This window comes from Bradyrhizobium guangdongense, assembly GCF_004114975.1.
Classification (GTDB): domain Bacteria; phylum Pseudomonadota; class Alphaproteobacteria; order Rhizobiales; family Xanthobacteraceae; genus Bradyrhizobium; species Bradyrhizobium guangdongense.
Genome location: NZ_CP030051.1, coordinates 6,431,438 through 6,447,395, shown reverse-complemented (window position 1 = coordinate 6,447,395; position 15,958 = coordinate 6,431,438). Strand labels below are relative to the sequence as shown.

The window sequence follows — 15,958 nt, the reverse complement described above, 5'->3', positions numbered from 1 at the left end:
ACGCTGGGCCCGTAACTCCGGTCGGGCTACGCCCTCCCTACGTCACGGGCCCAGCGAAACTCTCTCACCTTGATTGACGCTGCCTTCCATCCTGATTGCCGCGCGACAGCGAAATCTCGCGAAGGCCAGAGAATCTGCTTCTCAGATGCCGCTGCGCCGCAGTTTAGTATGCTCCTCAAGCTCCCAGAGCGGGCTTCCGAAGGAATGCTTTTCTCTGCAATTTGCTCTGCGCTGCGTTTTCACACAGCCTGGGCCCATCGCTGCCGCGATCCACGGCCGAGGATATGTCGGCTATCGACCTAACTTAACGGGGCTAAAGCATCGCGATTGACCCAGACTGACTCGTTATGCTGTTAGCGTTAGGGGGCCTGTAGGGGCCGAACGCCGTGTCGTCCAGACGTGTCTCGCGTCGAGCTGCATAGTACGCATGTGCTCGGAAGGGCTTCAGTTCAAGGTTCAATACCCCTAATTGCGCAGGTTGGGCTGTCAAAGTTTTTCATCCCTGAGATGGAGATACTCTGGCGTGAAGTCCGCCAGCTCCTCCAGCTCCTTCCGTCGGAGCAGCGTCAACGTGCGCCTCTCCCACTCAATGAGTCGCAGTTGTCTTAGCTCCTGTATAGTCCGATTGATGTGCACGACGGACAAACCGCAGGCATCCGCGATGTTCTGCTGGGTGAAAGGAAGATAAAAGCTGGCGTTCTCCAGCAATCCGACGACTTCGAGTCGCGCCGCAAGCTCGCAGATGAGGTGCCCCACTCGTGAGCGCGCGTCGCGGGCAAGGCCTGCAATCCATTCGCGGTAAATCGCGGCATCGACAAGGGTCTCGCGCCAGAGGGCGTGAACCAGTCCGGGAGAGCTACTCAGGATATCATTGAGATAGGTGTGCGGCACAAAGCCAACGGTCGATGGACCCGCACTGCAAATATTGTGGTCCATGACGGGTAGCTGCAAAGTGTGCAGATCGGGCATATCGCCAGCCAGGTAGATCGACAGGATCTGGGCTCGGGTGCCGACGACCTTATGACGAAACACAAACCCGCTCATCACGATGGCGCACCGGGACGCTCTGTCTCCTTCACGCACGATGTATTCGCCGTCAGTGAATTCCTTCACCGTATGGGGCATGTTCGCGAGCTTGGTCCGGTCCTCGTCGGAGAGTCCAACAACGGCTTGCAGCCGTTTGATCAAGATTTTGCTTGGCATTGCAGCACCCGAGTTCTGGGGCGGGAGCACAACACTCTCAGTTGCCAGCTACCCTGCATTAACGCCAGCAATGCTGATACGCTAACACAAAACTCCGGGGGGAACATGACCTCGGAGCTGTTAGCATTCTCGGCAGCAAACCACGCCCTTAGGAGGGAGGCTCAGATTGAAGTGCGGTAAACCGCAGAACGAAGAGCGTCCGGCCGTGTGGTAATGGACCGTCGGTTACCTTCATCTCCCACGGAATGTCCTTCCACAGATTTCCCATTGAGCCTTGTTTGATGATTTGGCCACTCATTTGCACGGCTTCAGCTCGTGCGGCTGCAATGTCGGGGAGCTCAGTGCCGGCATCATCCAGCGAAGAGCTATCAGAGATATGGAAGAAGTAGCGCGGCATGCTGGCTCCGTCGCAGATTGGATCGGCCTCTAACGATGGTCATCCAAGGTTCCAAAATCAGCACAGCCATTCTGTCACCGCTTTGGCTGGTCTGCATTAGCGCAAGTAAATTTCCAGCTTACCCCGGCTTCATGAAACACGTAATTTCGGTGTCCGTCGCGCCGGCAGCAACTCAAACAGAGCCGACCTCAGCCGCGTTGTTGCCCATCCTCGTCAGCGGGAACAATTGCTGGTGACCGCTCCTCCAATTCCCGCAGCCGTTCGATTTGGCCTCTAAAGCTTTCCGGTTGTTCCGGCTCAAGCTTCAGCGACGCACGCAGTTGCTGGCCAATCACTTTCATAATTGCTCGACTGTGGCTGCGGTCTATGTCCTTGGGATGGGGCATAGCGAAGCCTCCTTCGGCCAACGCGGCGCCGAGATTCAGAAATAGCGCCTGCTCCTCCGCAGCTTTCCGTGTGCGGGCACGGCTGCCCAATCTATGGAACTGGAGACAGCCACTGTTGGCTGTCTGCGCGAGCGCTCGGAGAACGGCAGGTCCGGTGGTGGACCTTTGGCTATCCGCGACATGCGCCGTTTGGTTGGCGGCGAGCGACGGTCTCACCGAGCCAAGTCGCCCCGAGGCACTTCGTTCCGAAATCACTTGGCGGAGATACGTCCAGCTTGCGGCCCAGAGCCAGCGGCGGCGCACAGTTCGCCGAGCCGGGGGTCTCTCTACCCGACCCTTGCTCGGACTTCGTGTGCACGTGCGCTGGAGTTGTGGGCCGGTTACGTAGATCCGGAGTTGGCCCATCGCGACATATTGCGCTGCCGCCCGAAGTCGGTCGCTATAGGGGCAAAGCAGACATTGCTTAGTCACCTCACGTCGCCGGGTTTATGGGTAAGGTCGCTCCTGCGGGTAGATAGAGTAGATTGAGTAAGTAGCTCAAGACACCAAGAAGCTCTCTGTATCGGCCTGTCGGCCAGCCGAATCTGGATGCATTAGGACGGAGAGCTGCTGTGTGCGGCCTGCGCCAGATTTTTTCGGTCGCATTGATCTTTGTTATGGTTTGAACCTGTCTGTTTTGTAGCGTTATGTTCACCGTGAGCCCGCGGCTTTGCCCGGAGCAGATCGCCGGTTGTCGCCATCAACTTGGAAATGAACGCCATGCAGAAGCGACGTCGTTTCAAACAACAACTCACGTTGCAGGAGCGACTAACAGCGTGGTCCAAAGAAGTTCTTGACCAGGCCGCCAAGCTCCCGCCGGGACCAGAAAGGGATGCGCTGATCAAGAAGGCCCGTCAGGCCGATGTCGCCTGCCACCTGGATGAATGGTCGCATTCGCCGGAATTGCAGCTACCGGTCTGATAGTCTTGTCGTCGGAACAATCCGTTGACCAAGTCAGGTGATGGTGGTCGATGCCCGATGGCTCGAATTCGATTCTGAGGCGCTTACGGAGGCAGTCTGTCCAAGTTGCCGCTGCTTAGACCCGGCTGGCCCCGGAATCTCTGGCAACCAAGTTAGAGCTGGCGTATTGTCTTCCGATCACCGGCCGAGGCTTGTCCCGTAGGCGTCGGTGACTGAGAGACCGAGAGCGCTCCCGCCTGCACGGAAGTGGAGTGCTCTTATGGAACGCTATTTCTTTGACATCCAGAGTGGCCGCGAGTTTTTCGCCGACGAGGAAGGACTACGACTGCCCAATCAGAAGGCTGCTGAAGTTGAAGCGATGCAAACGCTGACGGGGATCGCCAGAGAGTCCGTGTTCAAAGGCAGTCGTCCAGATTTGGCGGTTGAAGTGCGCTCGATGACTGAACGGCTTTTCTGCGTATCGATCGTCTATCGAAGTGAGAGCACGAAACATTGAGGCTGCCTGTGAGAACAGACGCCTCCATCTCGACTGGGTCTCCGGCTCCAGTTGGAGTACTCGACTAGCCGTAAGGCTGTCCAAAAACATTTCTTCAATCATGTCTGGTCGGAGCGCCTTGGAGCACATATATCAAGGTCGTCACCGCCCCACCCGAGGCAACCATCGGTGATGAGAACGCCTGTCGCGCTCCCGCCCATTCAAGGGAGAAAGCCGTGCAGGTTCGTAGCGAGTCTCAATCTTCGACATTCGAATACCGTCTCACTCAAGAGGCGATCAATTTGCGCCAGCAGGCTCAAGAGATGCCTGTTTGCGTCCGGCGCGCCGAACTACTTCAGAAGGCCCGGCAGATCGATGTTGCCCTGGAGGTGAACAGGTGGCTCAGTTCTCCGGGACTTCAGCCGCCAATGTAATTCGAATCCTGGATCGGCTTGCGGACCTCTCGCGCTGGCGCAGACATCTTTCCAACAGGCGCTCATGATGATCCGATATTTCTTCGATATCAGAGACGATCGGGAACTGTATCCGGACGAAGACGGAATAGAGTTTTCAACGCAACGTGAGGCTGAGATGGAGGCGGCTCACACATTGGCGGGACTGGCCCGCGATTTGGCCGGTGAGGAAAACCGGCCGGACGTTGCTATCGAGGTTCGAACGGAAGCCGGGCACGTATTTCAAGCCGCGTTGACCTTCGAAGCGAATAAGGCCGGGCAATAGTTCTGTCTTTCGCGGTTCCGGGGATTCGATATGGACCGTCGCATTGCAGCGCTTTTGCGATCAGCCGGTGAGTTCGTCGGCCCAAACCTTGAAACTTAGCAACGTGTTGGGTCCGAATGTCTGGGTGATCGGAACGTCGGCGGCATCGCGGCCCTGCGCGATCAGGACGCGACCAATCCGCGGAATGTTGTTACGTGGATCGAACGTGTACCAGCGACCACCGATATAGGCTTCGCACCAGCCCGCGAAATCGCCGGCGGCATATGGAGGCGCCATGCCGATGTCACCGAGATAGCCGGTGCAGTAGCGCGCAGGAATGTTCATGCAGCGGCAGAACGCTATAGCCAGATGTGCATAGTCCCGGCAAACGCCTTTGCCTTCGTTGAACACTTCCCAGGCGGTCTTGGTCGGGCGGGCGTGCTCGTAGCCGAAAGCAATGTGGTTATGCACGAAGTCGCAGATCGCCTTGACCCGTGCCCAACCGGGCGCGGTCTTCTCGAACAACTTCCACGCCACGTCGGTAAGTCGGTCAGTCTCGACATACCGACTGCCGAGCAAATATACGATGGTGTCCGACGGAAGATCTTCCACTGCGTGCTGTTGGGCCGATGGTACGATCACGTCGGGTAGACCGCTGTCTCGGACTGTGCCGTCCGCTGAGAGGCGCATGCGGCCGGCTGGCGCGACAAGACGACTGCACCAATTCCCGAAACCGTCGCGGTAGGGCGTGATCGGCACCGACGGCTCGCTGACAAGATGATCGGGCAGGACAATGTCGGATGCCCGTGTGAAGTGAGTGCCGACAACTGCGATAAGAGGGGTCGGTTGCGGAAAGTCGTAGATCATCTCGAAGCCGACGCGGATCTTCATGGAAGTAGCTCCAAAGAGATGATTGCGACCGTTACGAACCCCCATTTGGGCATCGTCACCGATGAAGGCTGCGAGCGCTCGGGTGTGAACAGTATGCCATCGCTGTCCCGACCGCCAGCCGTATGCTCGATTGAGTGGAGAACATCCGCCCAGCGCCTGACCGGAACCCGTTTCAAACTGAAGGCTTTGTTGAAGATGAAAATGCGATCCGGAGTCACGCCCATGTCGATTCAACCCACGCCAGACTGGGGGGCGCGGCCTGTATCTGAGAAGGCCTCTTACCAGGGCGCGCGTCGAACCGTGAGCGAGGTTGATGCTGATATTCTGAGGAAGCGCGCGTTGAAGAAGCAGCGTGCGTTGATCGACACCCTCAATGGTCGTGCGCCATCATGAGAGATTTCAAATGTCCTCATTGCGGGCAACTATCGGCCTTCGAGCTCTCCAAATGCAACGGCTGCATGCAGCCGTTGATCTTCGATCCCGAGAATATGGCGATGATCGGTGCGGAAAGTGCCCTTGAATGCGTCAATCGGAATATCATCGGTTGCAACTGGTGCGCGGTTTCCACGACTTCCTACTGCATGTCCTGCTCCCTGACCCATGTCATTCCCGCCACACAGAATCCCCGTAACGTAGCCCTTTGGAAGCGCGTGGAGGAAGCCAAGCGCAGGCTGATCTACGACCTGAGACGGCTTCGCGTGCCGATCGCGTTCGCGGGTGGATTTCGCCTGGCATTCGAGATTCTCTCGGACGAGCATGGGCCGGTCCTGACAGGTCACGAATCCGGCCTGATAACACTCAACCTTGCGGAGGCCGATGATGTACAACGCGAGATCAGGCGTGTTTCCTTTCGCGAACCCTATCGCACCCTGCTTGGTCACTTTCGACACGAGATAGGGCACTTTTACTGGAATGCCCTGATCCACGAAGCGGGTTTTCGAGCGCCGTTTCGGCTGGTGTTTGGCGACGAGACAGAGAACTACCAGGCAGCGCTTGCCTATTATTATGCCCGTCAGGATTGGTCTTGCGATCCGGCGAGTCACATTAGCATGTATGCGACGTCTCATCCCTGGGAGGATTGGGCAGAGACTTTCGCTCACTTCCTGCACATCGTCTCGACCCTGGATTCCCTGGCAGGACTTCCGTTGTCGTTGGACGCGCGCGGAACGCACACGCTGAATGACCCGTATCTAGAAAGCGATTTCGGTGCGCTCCTTGAGTTGTGGACCCCACTCGCTCTGACGATCAACCGCCTCAACCGCTCACTTGGTCTTGCCGACGCGTACCCGTTCGACATTTCACCCGCAGTCGAGGGCAAACTGCACTTGGTGCATATGGCGATTACCGCCTTCAGGAATCGGCAAGGAAACGCGCACACAACGCCGATGATGTGCTAACCTGAGTTCTGGTGGAAGCGCTTAGCTCGTGAGCGGCGCCCCACTGGTTGCGATTTTAGCTGAACGTCTGGCAGACGAGCGGCGGCGTGGGCTTCGGCTCGCCCCTCGGGAACATGCGTCCCGCGAAAGCGTTGATAACCATAGGCAGCGTCCGCTTGCCGTTGTTCGACAACGCGCTGAGACCTCGCGAAAGATCTGGCGCAAAGCGGAGCGTTCACGCTGATCCGCTCCCGGCAAATATCGCTTGGGCTGTCATGGCGAATATCCGAGCCCCAGACCGGCGCTGATCCAATTCCTGGAGATCAAAATGATGAAAAACGAAGCGAAGGCTGCCCGGCATCTGCGGGAGGCGAACAACGCGTTCAAATTGGTGCGAACAGAAAAACCAATGACCGATTACGCGAAAGATCAGCAATCCCTGCACGATAATCACGAGCGTCTGAAGGCGGCCCGATTGGCGCGTGAAGCCAAGCCGAAAGACTCCCGGGCATAATCGTCGCTCTCGATTTAGAGCATCGAGAGCACGACGATTCCGTTTTCGAGCTCGCCGGAGGCGAGCCGCGCACGGGCTATATGCTCGAATTCTTTTCGATATTTGTGAAGATAACTGAAGGCCTGCTTGTCGGTCTGAAACGTCGTTGTAAGCCTGCACATCTGCCGTGCTGCGCCAAGCGCAAGCATGAAAGTGATCGTTCCCCCGCCGTCTGCTTTGACTCTAGGCATCCACCCAGCCCGTGCAATTCGGTTTCACGATGATGCCGTGCGATCGCGAGTTCGACTATCGCGCCGACCTGTTTTTGCGCTTCGTCGGTGCGGGCGCAGGCAGCGATGCCCGAAACGCGATGTCGGCAACTTCCTTGGCCTCACGCAGCTCGCGGAGGCGCGCCATGTTCTTTCGCACCTCGATGGCCTGCCGTTCCGCGTCAGCCAATGCCCGCGCGCCGTCTTCAGCAGCCAATCGCTTGCGGTTCGAGCGCGCGATACCTTCGGGCGACGGCTCTGCCGATTTCCTGGCGATCATCCTCAACCCGCATTATGAAAAACAAAACCCGCTCCATCCGAAGATCGAGCGGGCAGCCTGCCGTTTCAGTACATCCGTGAAAGCGGCGTCGACAAATCAAGCCAGCGAGAGGTTTTCGGCGCTCACTTTGCCGCGCATCTTGTCGGTCTTGGCCTCAAAGTTAACCTTTTGGCCCTCGGCGAGACCCGCAAGGCCAGCCCGTTCGACCGCGCTGACGTGAACGAACACATCATTGCTGCCGTCGGTCGGCTGGATAAATCCAAAGCCTTTTTGGCCGTTGAACCACTTAACAGTACCTGTCGTCATTTTCATTCTCCAAAGCGCGCGAGCGCGTATCGCGTGACGAGCACGCGATTACTTCAACTTCGTCGATGTCTTTGGAAAAGGAGCCCGCGGGCGCGTTCAACAAGGCACAGCGGCTAATCGAATTTCTTTAATATATATCATTTTCGGCTTTTTGCAAGGCAACACTCAAAATTGTTTCCGAGAGCGCTGCTACACGAGCGCGTGTGGGCGAACGTTCCTTTGCGATCGAGGGCTCCAAACGACGTGTGGGAACGGCTCTATCCATTGACAGCGCGGCTGACAGTGGTCACGTTGCTCTACCGAACTTGATTGCCGTGACGCATAGACCGGCTTGTTCGAGGCCGGCGGAAGAAGACGCCGTCACTCCCATCATCGCAATCGCCACGAGACTCCTGCGCAATTGGCTGCATGCAGGACTTGCGCATTCGCAGCCCAGCGAGGAATGTCAATTGCAGGTACTTGTTCGCGACAACAATGTCGACCAGGCCCTTCGTGTTCTGAAGAAGAAGATGCAACGCGAGGGTGTCTTTCGCGAAATGAAGCAGCGGCGCTCATACGAAAAGCCTTCCGAAAGAAAGACGCGCGAAAAATCCGAGGCTATTCGCTGGGCCCGTAAGCTCGCTCGGAAGCAGGCCATCAGGGAAGGTTTGCTGCCGGCGCCCCCGAAAAAGAAGCTTCCCGAGCGCAAGCCTCCCTTGCCGCAGATCGCCGGCAAGGAGCGCGCGTAACGGGAATGCGCGTAGAGGAACGTTATTGCCATAGATTGCCATGGTGGTTGCGCCGAGTTCGACGCAGCAAAAGCGGGGGTGCGTAGCTGCCAGATTTCAGTCGCGGTCTGTAATCCAGGAGATCGAGATGACGAAGACGGGCACGAGTGATCATCGCATTCTGACCCAACGCGCGCGTGCCGCTCACCTGGCTGGCAAAGTTATAGACGAGAGGGCGGACAATTCTGCGAAGGGCGATGATCAAGCGATGCGAAGGTTTGATCGAGGGACCATCGGAGTTCAGGGCCGTCCGCGTCGATCGTTCAAGAAAAACTATTGATCGTTAACTGGCCTTCAGTCGCTTACGGGTTCCTTGCGACGTCCAGAACGCATTGACGTTGTCTTGAGCATCGGCCTGTCCGTCTCTGCCGGGCGAGTTATCGGGCGCCGGGGCCAACTTGTGAAGAATTCGCCTAAGCGATTCCCAGATCACGACATGGCATGTTGTTAGGTTCTGAAATCGATGCCGCGCAGCACGATACCCCGAGGATCTCCTTCAAGTTCCGTCGCTCGATACTTGCTGGCCGCGCGGGCCTCGATGCGGTCGCGTAGGCGGACGAATTGGGCTTCGCGCTGCTCGGGGCGGACCTGCGGGCCGCGCTCAAGATAGTCCATCGCGGTGGTCGAGATCGCGCAGGGAATTTCCTTACCGCCGTCCTGCATCGAGAACAGCACGATCATCCGGTCATATTCGTGGCCGATGTAGCGACCGCTCGTGAGCGTCATGGCTTCCTCCTTTAAGTGACCGTTGCTGGCACGTTCGCGCGTTCGGAGAGTTGCTCTGCCGTCAGTCCTCGCCCGAGAGCCGGACGAAGTCGTCGAGCAACGACGCGACCAGCGCCTCGTATCCTCGGCGGGCAGGCTCGCGGCATAGAGGTTGAGCAGGTGCCGCGCCTTGACCGCAGCCTCCGGCCAGGAAGCGGCGGGCACCGTCATCATGCGGTGTTCAAGTTCGGCCTCCCGCTCACGCAATTCCCTGACACGGGCCTCGACGTCTGCCAGCGCGCGGCGCAGATCGGTAGCCTTCTGCGCAGCCATGCCGCGATGCTTGTCGAGATCTACGGGATGGTCAGTCATGCGGCGCTCGCATCCGCAGCCTGCGCATTGGCGAGATCGACTGAGCCGATCGAGAGCATCTCCATTGAGTCGCGAACGCCTTCCGCCGGCACCATAATCATCGTGGCGATGCGGCGATAGGCCGAGAAGGTGAGACCCTCGATCGTTTCTTCATCAGTGATGACCTCGTAGGCGCCGGCGGGCAGCAGCCGCTCGATGCCGCGGATTCGGAACGGATGTCTGAACGTGACGGTCTCTCGCCGTGAGCGGATGGTCATGCACGCCTGCCTTTTTGCAAGAGGGGCCCTAACCGACCGACAGCGACGACCATGCGCCCGTCATTGAGCAATAGCCAGCACATTCGCCATTGCCGCGCGCTGACGTCGCAGTGCAGCCTTGCCCGAACTGCGTTTTAGCACTCGCTATTGGCGCCTCGCAGGCGTAGGGTTGTCGCATCACCGCACTTCTCAACGGCATCGACCGGTGACTGAGGGTCACGTGCGCTCCCGCCGACAGAGTTGCAGGAGCGCTCGATGTCGCGTTTTCGCGCCTCGGAATGGATGGTCCCGCCGGTGATCGTTCCGTTGTTCCTTTTGCTTCTGGTGTGTGCTGCGGCCATCCTCAATGGCTAAGGCAACGCGCGTGCCTTACCTGGTCATGGGGACCAACGAATATGGCAGCGCCAATCTCGGCCGTGGCAGCGCGATCGTTGCACTGCGGCTCGCGCGAAAGCTGCTGCGCGACGGTTACATGGATGTCCGCGTCTGCACGCCTCGCGGGCGCATCCTGCAGTCGGACGAACTGAAAGAACTTGAACCCCAACAGGAGATGGACGTCATGGGCAAGGGACAGCAACGCGGCAATCGCGAAGCCAAGAAGCCGAAGAAGGAAAAAGCCAAGGTGATCGCAGCACAGCCCAGCCGGAAAGAGGTCGCCTGGCAGCCGGATTTCGGGTCGGCAAAAAAGAGGTAGGCGGCGCAGTCAAGCGTGAGGCGGACGCTTGACCGCTATTGCGGCGCGACGAGGGGCGACCTCATGGATGCTCGAAGGTGGATCGAGGAGCAACGCCGGCACCCATAGGCCCTGTCACTGTTGCCGCCCTCCGTCGCCAAATTCGAACCCCACATGCATCACGGGACCGGCGTCGTCCCGTACCGCAATTGCCATATGGCGCTTTGAAGAACTGCCAGATTCATACGTCGCATCCCGTGCCATGTCGGCCAATGACTTTGCCGCCTCAACCTGCGCCGCCCGAAAGTCAGCAAGTTCCAGACCTTCCTCGTCAAGGAACAGGCCGTCATCGTCGACGAGATCGAAATAGTACCGGGTCATGACGCACTCCGGAGACAGACGGAAGTTCCATGTGCCAGCGACCGATGCCCCTTGTGCAGCCTCGATCGGTGATGGAGGACAAGAGATGTGGCAGAAAATGGTTGCTGGTCCGGCGGCCCGCACGAGGATCTCAAAGTCCGCTGTCTAGCCTGGCACACCTGCATAAGCTGCACGGCAGCCTTCGGCTGACTATCACTGCGTCGACTGCGTTGCGTGGAAGGCGATCGTTGTTGTTAGCTCCGCGCTGGGGTCGAAGATAGATCGGACAACAACGGGTGATCGTGCTATCGGCATTGATGGAAAAGATCTTGGTGGTCGGCGCGATCCTCTTCTTGTCATCCAGTGCTAACGTTCGAGCGGCCGAGCAAGCGCCTGCTGCAACAGAAATGTCAATTCGCGACCAGATCAAGGCGGCACGCGCTAAAGATGTATTGGAAGAGAAATCAGCATCGGTTGCGCGCCCATGGGATCGTGACGCGTCCGGCAAACGCCCATGGGATACCGCGAAACCGACTGAGCCTGTGAAGCGGTGAAATACCTTGGCGCAGCGTGCGGCCCCGAGGTGAAGCCTGTCGAGCATTCTTCTACTGTTTTGTTTGTCGGTTGGGGCGCCATTTGCTGAGATTGATCAAGCTCACGTTGGCAGCAGCCATTGCGCTCGCGCTGATTCCCCATGCCGTGAGATACTATGCTTTTCCCCGCGACCGTCTGATTCAGATCGCAAAGCAGTGCGAGAATGATGCAGACAAGTTAACGGCCTCCGACGCGGCAAAATGGACGGAAGCTCACAACGGTGGGACAAATAATCCGTATCGAGCGCAAAGGGACGCTCGAGTCGAGATCTGCATTAAGGCGGACGGCTGGTGTTCAATGAGTGATGACCGGCCGGCAGTCAGTAACCCAGCCATGTTCGCGCCGCGTGATCCGGTTGCCCGGGCGCTATATCGTTGGCGATACGCCGACGAATCTGGAAGCATCTGTCGCGATTGAGCTACTGGGACAATCGAAAAGACAATCAATCGCGTCGCAAGACAATGGAGACAAGACTATCTTCATGCCCGTCGCTGCTGTTCGTCACTTCAAAGTAGCGGCTTCCTTGGCGATAGCCGAGATTGAAATGCCCGATTTGCGAAGGACGCTGCTAAACTGCTCATCCGTCAGCTTGAGCCGCTTGCGCAGGATCTTGACCTGCACCTTGTCTCTCAAATTCAACGAGTTGCGGAAATGGGTTGGCTTCGACCTGTTCATGATATTTCTCTTGCTTGGAGGGGTGGCTTGATCGCGACTAAGCGGGCATTACGCCGCTCCGGCCGCGATGGTGACTGTCCTGCTCCTCGCAAAATTTCCGCCGCCGCAGAGGCAATAGTCCCCCCAGACCGGCGTTCCCCCATTTCGGAAATATCTAGGCGCGTAGCGCTAAGGTGGGCTTGGCCGGGGACCGCAATTAGGATGGACCGGCTTCCCCCGCGGGCCACAATCTGGAAATCTCGCGGCATTCGGAAAAGCTGCCCTGGACACCACACAATGTCCGTGTCCACATTTCGGTCCCTCGGCCGACAATTGTGCAACTCAACAGCTGCCCAAATTGGGCTCCGCCCCGCTCACAAGCCCCGGTACTTGTTCGGGAAGCACTCGCTTCCTAAACTCGACCACTTGTCAGGCATGTTCATTTTATATAATAACTTCAATGATATATGAGTTCGCAGTTTTGTTCTGAATGGCGCGCCAATTCTGCAAATTTTCCCCCATCGATCTTGATTGGTTGTTCTACCCCCCCGGGTGAGCCCGTGGCATTGGCGATCAACATTCGAGCCGACAACAATTCGGCAGCCGAGATCGAGCGATTGTGGGATCAGGTCGGCGCATTCGAGGCCGCACCATCGATGCGCGCGCTCGGCTACCGCCCGCATTTTACATTTGCGATCTACGATGGGTCCGCGATCGAACAACAGGTCGCATGGGACGCCATGCTGGCAGCCGTTGTTGGTGAAACGCAACTGCGGATCGAATTCAAGCGAATACGCTGGTTCGAAGGCTCTCCGCTTGTGCTCTGGGCGGAGCCGGTGGTCGACAGCGCCCTGGCCCGTATCCACCGCGCCGTCAGCGCGGCAATCGATCCGGCACATTGTCGTCCTCACTATCGGCCGGGCGCATGGATTCCGCATTGTACCCTCGGCACTGCCGTCGCCGACGAACGGCGCAATGACGCCATTGCCTTTGCGCGGGCGTTCGACCGCAGCATCGAGCTGACGTTCGACGTGGTGGATTGCGTTGTCTTCCCGCCGGTGCGGATAATCGCCGAGTGGCGGTTGCCGTCGTAACTGGCTGCCACGACTGTGGCCGCGATGGATCGTGCTTCGTCTGGCGAGCCGGGCCCGAAATTTTGGGTCGACGTCATCCTTACTGAGGGCGTAACGGCCTTTGCCGGCAAATGGACCCCGCCATTGTGCTGCAAGCCCCGATCTAGCTCCTGGTTGACGGGCCTCACGTACAAGCATGCAGCATCGGCAGCGGCGGTGGTGCTCGTTCCCTCAAAAATCTGCACTATGCGGCCGGTCTCTGCCTCCGAAGCTGCTGCCGGGCCTTTGGAGGGTTTGAAAGATAGTTTGGCGAGGTGACGGTATGGGCGGTTTGGTGATCTCTGGCGGCCGGGTTGTGGATCCCGCGAGCGGAATGGATGCCGTTGGCGACGTGGCGGTGGTGGAAGGCAGGATCGCTGCGGTCGGCTCGTCACTCGGCGGCGCCGAGCGGGTGATCGATGCGACCGGGCTCGTGGTCGCGCCCGGCTTCATCGATCTGCACGCCCACGGCCAGTCGATCCCGGCTGACCGCATGCAGGCGTTCGACGGCGTGACGACGACGCTCGATCTCGAGGCCGGCGTGCTGCCGGTCGCGTCCTGGTACGAGCGGCAGGCGAGGCGAGGCCGCGTACTGAATTACGGCGCCGCCACCAACTGGGCCTTCGCGCGCATCGGCGCGATGACGGGCTCCAATGCCGAGAGCTCGCTGGAGGCGTTCGGCAACGCCATGCGCGACCGCCGCTGGATGGACAATGTCGCGACCGATGCGGAGGTCGCCGGCATCCTCGAGCGCCTGGCGCGCGGCCTGAATGAAGGCGGTATCGGCATCGGTATCTTGAACGCCTATGCGCCGGGCGCCGGCGTGCAGGAGCTGACGGCGGTCTGCCAGCTCGCAGCCAAGCAGAACGTACCGACCTTTACCCACGTCGCCTACATGTCGCGCATCGACCCCGAAAGCGCCGCGGAGGCCTATATCCGCCTGATCGGCTACGCCGGCGCCACCGGCGCACATATGCACATCTGCCATTTCAATTCGTCGAGCAAGACCGACGTCGAGCGCTGCCGCGTGCTGATCGAGAAGGCACAGGCGCAAGGGCTCCCCATCACCGTCGAGGCTTACCCTTATGGCACCGGCTCGACCGTGCTGGCGGCGGCGTTCTTCAGCGATCCCCAGTTTGTCGAACGCAACGGCACCGGTTACGATTCCGTGCAGCGCGTGACCGACGGCTATCGCTTCCACGACCGCGAGGAGCTCTTGAAAGCGCAGGCCGAGGAGCCGTCCTCGCTGGTGCTCTGGCACATCCTCGACACCGAGAACAATGCGCATCACCGCGACCTGCTCGATATGTCGGTGCTCTATCCCGGCGGCGCGATCGCGTCCGACGCGATGCCATGGACGCTGTCTGACGGCAGCACCTACAAGGGCGACGCCTGGCCGCTGCCCGATGACGCCACCTCGCATCCGCGCTCGGCCGGCTGCTTCACGAAGTTCATCCGCGAATGGGTGCGCGAGCGCAAGGCTGTGTCGCTGCTCGAAGGCATCCGCAAATGCGCGCTGATTCCCGCGGAGATCCTGTCGCAGAGCACGCCCGCGATGCGCGCCAAGGGCCGGCTCGCCAGGGATGCGGATGGCGACATCGTCGTGTTCGACTATGAGAAGCTATCGGACCGCGCGACCTTCACGGCAATGAACCGCCCGTCGGAGGGCGTGCGGCACCTCGTGGTCAGCGGTCAGGTGCTGATCAGCGACGGCGTGCTCGACGTCGCGGCGCGGCCGGGAAAGCCCGTGCGCCGTCCCGTCGTCGGGAACTGATCCATGCCGGTCCCCATTCTCCTTGTGACGGGCTTTCTGGGGGCGGGCAAGACGACGGTCGTCAACCATCTGCTGGCCAACGCGGACGGGCGGCGGATCGCCGCTGTCGTCAACGATTTTGGCGCGATCAACATCGATGCCGAGTTGATCGCGGGCGCAAGCGACGGAGTGGTGAGCCTCAGCAACGGCTGCATCTGCTGCTCGCTTGAAGGTGATCTCCTGCGCACGCTCTCGACGTTGCTGCGGCGTGATCCGAAGCCTGATTACATCGTCATCGAAACCAGCGGTGTCGCCGATCCCGCCGATATCGTCCGCAACCTGATGGATCCCGTCATCCTGCGCGAGGCGCCGGTGGAAACGGTGCTTTGTGTGCTGGACGCCGCGACGCCGCCGGCGGCCTTGGACGATGCGCTCCAACGCTCGCAACTGCGCGTCGCCGATATCGTCGCGTTGAGCAAGCTGGATCTGGCGGATGAAGGCGCAGGCCTGCGGATGCGCGAGGCCATCCGCGCGCAGCGCGTCCCTGCCGTCGTGGTCGATGCAAAGCACGGCGAGATCCCGTCCGCGCTGCTGTTTTTCGCGAGCGATCGCGCATCCGCGCCGCGCGATCCGGGACCGAAACGCCCGGCAGAAGAGCGCTTCGAGACGTTGAGCTGGACCTCCGACCAGCCGCTCTCGCTGCCGCGGCTGCAGCAGGCGATCGGCCGGCTTGCGCCAAAGCTTGCGCGCGCCAAGGGCCTGTTCGAAACCGTCGAGCAGCCCGGCCGCCAGATGGTGTTCCAGTTCGCCGCCGGCCGCGCCACCCTGGCGCCGGGCGAGTCGCCTGCACCGGGCGTGCCGCGGGCACGGATCGTCTTCATTGCCGAGGTCGGGGTGCTCTCGAAAGTCGAGCTCGACGAGGTTATGGCAACGTGCCTAGTGCCCGGGTGAAGCCATG

The 15,958-nt window shown here is 59.6% G+C and carries 23 protein-coding genes and 1 pseudogene; 12 read left to right on the top strand and 12 right to left on the bottom strand.

Annotated elements, in window-relative coordinates:
* Positions 1-486: 486 nt before the first annotated feature.
* The 3 genes from X265_RS30800 to X265_RS30790 all read right to left on the bottom strand — a co-directional run bounded on the left by X265_RS30800 (position 487) and on the right by X265_RS30790 (position 1,986).
* Entirely contained in the window at positions 487-1,203 is a 717-nt protein-coding gene (locus tag X265_RS30800; RefSeq protein WP_128968236.1) for a Crp/Fnr family transcriptional regulator, read from the bottom strand.
* A 148-nt stretch (positions 1,204-1,351) separates the two neighbouring features.
* Positions 1,352-1,600 (bottom strand): DUF6894 family protein, encoded by a 249-nt coding sequence (locus X265_RS30795; protein ID WP_128968235.1) that lies wholly within the window; start codon positions 1,598-1,600, stop codon positions 1,352-1,354.
* A 188-nt stretch (positions 1,601-1,788) separates the two neighbouring features.
* A complete protein-coding gene (locus X265_RS30790; protein WP_128968234.1) occupies positions 1,789-1,986 on the bottom strand; it encodes a hypothetical protein in 198 nt (65 codons plus the stop codon).
* A 759-nt stretch (positions 1,987-2,745) separates the two neighbouring features.
* On the opposite strand from X265_RS30790, the gene X265_RS30785 reads away from it, so the two are divergent.
* The 3 genes from X265_RS30785 (at position 2,746) to X265_RS30770 (ending at position 4,159) form a co-directional block, all read left to right on the top strand.
* Positions 2,746-2,946 carry a hypothetical protein gene (locus X265_RS30785; RefSeq protein ID WP_128968233.1) on the top strand — a complete coding sequence of 67 codons (201 nt, stop codon included), beginning with the start codon at positions 2,746-2,748 and terminating at the stop codon, positions 2,944-2,946.
* Between the two features lie 259 nt (positions 2,947-3,205).
* Entirely contained in the window at positions 3,206-3,442 is a 237-nt protein-coding gene (locus X265_RS30780; RefSeq protein ID WP_014491583.1) for a DUF6894 family protein, read from the top strand.
* Between the two features lie 477 nt (positions 3,443-3,919).
* Positions 3,920-4,159, top strand: a complete 240-nt coding sequence (locus X265_RS30770; protein ID WP_014491582.1) for a DUF6894 family protein — start codon at positions 3,920-3,922, stop codon at positions 4,157-4,159.
* Between the two features lie 60 nt (positions 4,160-4,219).
* Here X265_RS30770 and X265_RS30765 read toward each other — a convergent pair whose 3' ends face one another.
* On the bottom strand, positions 4,220-5,029 hold the full coding sequence (locus tag X265_RS30765; RefSeq protein ID WP_035701104.1) for a transglutaminase-like domain-containing protein: 810 nt from the start codon (positions 5,027-5,029) through the stop codon (positions 4,220-4,222).
* 18 nt (positions 5,030-5,047) lie between these two features.
* Between X265_RS30765 and X265_RS30760 the strand changes: the two genes are divergently transcribed.
* The 3 genes from X265_RS30760 (at position 5,048) to X265_RS30750 (ending at position 6,919) form a co-directional block, all read left to right on the top strand.
* The gene (locus tag X265_RS30760; RefSeq protein WP_128968232.1) at positions 5,048-5,422 is read left to right on the top strand and encodes a hypothetical protein; all 375 of its coding nucleotides are present in this window, start codon (positions 5,048-5,050) and stop codon (positions 5,420-5,422) included.
* Positions 5,423-5,487: 65 nt separating this feature from the next.
* The gene (locus tag X265_RS30755) at positions 5,488-6,426 is read left to right on the top strand and encodes a putative zinc-binding metallopeptidase (RefSeq protein ID WP_244659451.1); all 939 of its coding nucleotides are present in this window, start codon (positions 5,488-5,490) and stop codon (positions 6,424-6,426) included.
* Positions 6,427-6,736: 310 nt separating this feature from the next.
* Complete coding sequence (locus tag X265_RS30750) at positions 6,737-6,919, top strand: hypothetical protein (RefSeq protein WP_014491578.1); 183 nt, start codon at positions 6,737-6,739, stop codon at positions 6,917-6,919.
* Between the two features lie 14 nt (positions 6,920-6,933).
* Here X265_RS30750 and X265_RS30745 read toward each other — a convergent pair whose 3' ends face one another.
* The 3 genes from X265_RS30745 to X265_RS30735 all read right to left on the bottom strand — a co-directional run bounded on the left by X265_RS30745 (position 6,934) and on the right by X265_RS30735 (position 7,753).
* Positions 6,934-7,149, bottom strand: a complete 216-nt coding sequence (locus X265_RS30745; protein ID WP_014491577.1) for a hypothetical protein — start codon at positions 7,147-7,149, stop codon at positions 6,934-6,936.
* 55 nt (positions 7,150-7,204) lie between these two features.
* A complete protein-coding gene (locus X265_RS30740; RefSeq protein WP_014491576.1) occupies positions 7,205-7,447 on the bottom strand; it encodes a hypothetical protein in 243 nt (80 codons plus the stop codon).
* A 96-nt stretch (positions 7,448-7,543) separates the two neighbouring features.
* Entirely contained in the window at positions 7,544-7,753 is a 210-nt protein-coding gene (locus X265_RS30735) for a cold-shock protein (RefSeq protein WP_128968230.1), read from the bottom strand.
* Positions 7,754-8,202: 449 nt separating this feature from the next.
* Between X265_RS30735 and rpsU the strand changes: the two genes are divergently transcribed.
* Positions 8,203-8,481 carry a 30S ribosomal protein S21 gene (gene rpsU, locus X265_RS30730; protein WP_128969474.1) on the top strand — a complete coding sequence of 93 codons (279 nt, stop codon included), beginning with the start codon at positions 8,203-8,205 and terminating at the stop codon, positions 8,479-8,481.
* 486 nt (positions 8,482-8,967) lie between these two features.
* On the opposite strand, the gene X265_RS30725 is transcribed toward rpsU, so the two are convergent.
* From X265_RS30725 to X265_RS30715, 3 genes and pseudogenes are all read right to left on the bottom strand, one after another.
* A complete protein-coding gene (locus X265_RS30725; protein ID WP_014491573.1) occupies positions 8,968-9,246 on the bottom strand; it encodes a DUF1488 family protein in 279 nt (92 codons plus the stop codon).
* Between the two features lie 61 nt (positions 9,247-9,307).
* Positions 9,308-9,597, bottom strand: a pseudogene (locus X265_RS30720) (hypothetical protein).
* Positions 9,594-9,854 (bottom strand): hypothetical protein, encoded by a 261-nt coding sequence (locus X265_RS30715; protein ID WP_028160512.1) that lies wholly within the window; start codon positions 9,852-9,854, stop codon positions 9,594-9,596. The pseudogene X265_RS30720 and the gene X265_RS30715 overlap by 4 nt, the downstream one beginning before the upstream one ends.
* A gap of 346 nt (positions 9,855-10,200) precedes the next feature.
* On the opposite strand from X265_RS30715, the gene X265_RS30710 reads away from it, so the two are divergent.
* On the top strand, positions 10,201-10,548 hold the full coding sequence (locus X265_RS30710; RefSeq protein ID WP_128968229.1) for a hypothetical protein: 348 nt from the start codon (positions 10,201-10,203) through the stop codon (positions 10,546-10,548).
* 114 nt (positions 10,549-10,662) lie between these two features.
* On the opposite strand, the gene X265_RS30705 is transcribed toward X265_RS30710, so the two are convergent.
* The gene (locus tag X265_RS30705; protein WP_014491569.1) at positions 10,663-10,908 is read right to left on the bottom strand and encodes a DUF6894 family protein; all 246 of its coding nucleotides are present in this window, start codon (positions 10,906-10,908) and stop codon (positions 10,663-10,665) included.
* Positions 10,909-11,183: 275 nt separating this feature from the next.
* On the opposite strand from X265_RS30705, the gene X265_RS30700 reads away from it, so the two are divergent.
* Positions 11,184-11,441: a hypothetical protein gene (locus tag X265_RS30700; protein ID WP_014491568.1), complete on the top strand. Its 258-nt coding sequence runs from the start codon at positions 11,184-11,186 to the stop codon at positions 11,439-11,441.
* A gap of 541 nt (positions 11,442-11,982) precedes the next feature.
* On the opposite strand, the gene X265_RS30695 is transcribed toward X265_RS30700, so the two are convergent.
* The gene (locus X265_RS30695; RefSeq protein ID WP_080669711.1) at positions 11,983-12,156 is read right to left on the bottom strand and encodes a DUF3606 domain-containing protein; all 174 of its coding nucleotides are present in this window, start codon (positions 12,154-12,156) and stop codon (positions 11,983-11,985) included.
* A 539-nt stretch (positions 12,157-12,695) separates the two neighbouring features.
* Here X265_RS30695 and X265_RS30690 point away from each other — a divergent pair.
* The 3 genes from X265_RS30690 (at position 12,696) to X265_RS30680 (ending at position 15,951) form a co-directional block, all read left to right on the top strand.
* Positions 12,696-13,229: a 2'-5' RNA ligase family protein gene (locus X265_RS30690; protein WP_128968228.1), complete on the top strand. Its 534-nt coding sequence runs from the start codon at positions 12,696-12,698 to the stop codon at positions 13,227-13,229.
* Between the two features lie 301 nt (positions 13,230-13,530).
* Positions 13,531-15,021 (top strand): amidohydrolase family protein, encoded by a 1,491-nt coding sequence (locus tag X265_RS30685; RefSeq protein WP_128968227.1) that lies wholly within the window; start codon positions 13,531-13,533, stop codon positions 15,019-15,021.
* A 3-nt stretch (positions 15,022-15,024) separates the two neighbouring features.
* Positions 15,025-15,951, top strand: a complete 927-nt coding sequence (locus tag X265_RS30680; RefSeq protein ID WP_128968226.1) for a CobW family GTP-binding protein — start codon at positions 15,025-15,027, stop codon at positions 15,949-15,951.
* Positions 15,952-15,958 lie beyond the last annotated feature (7 nt).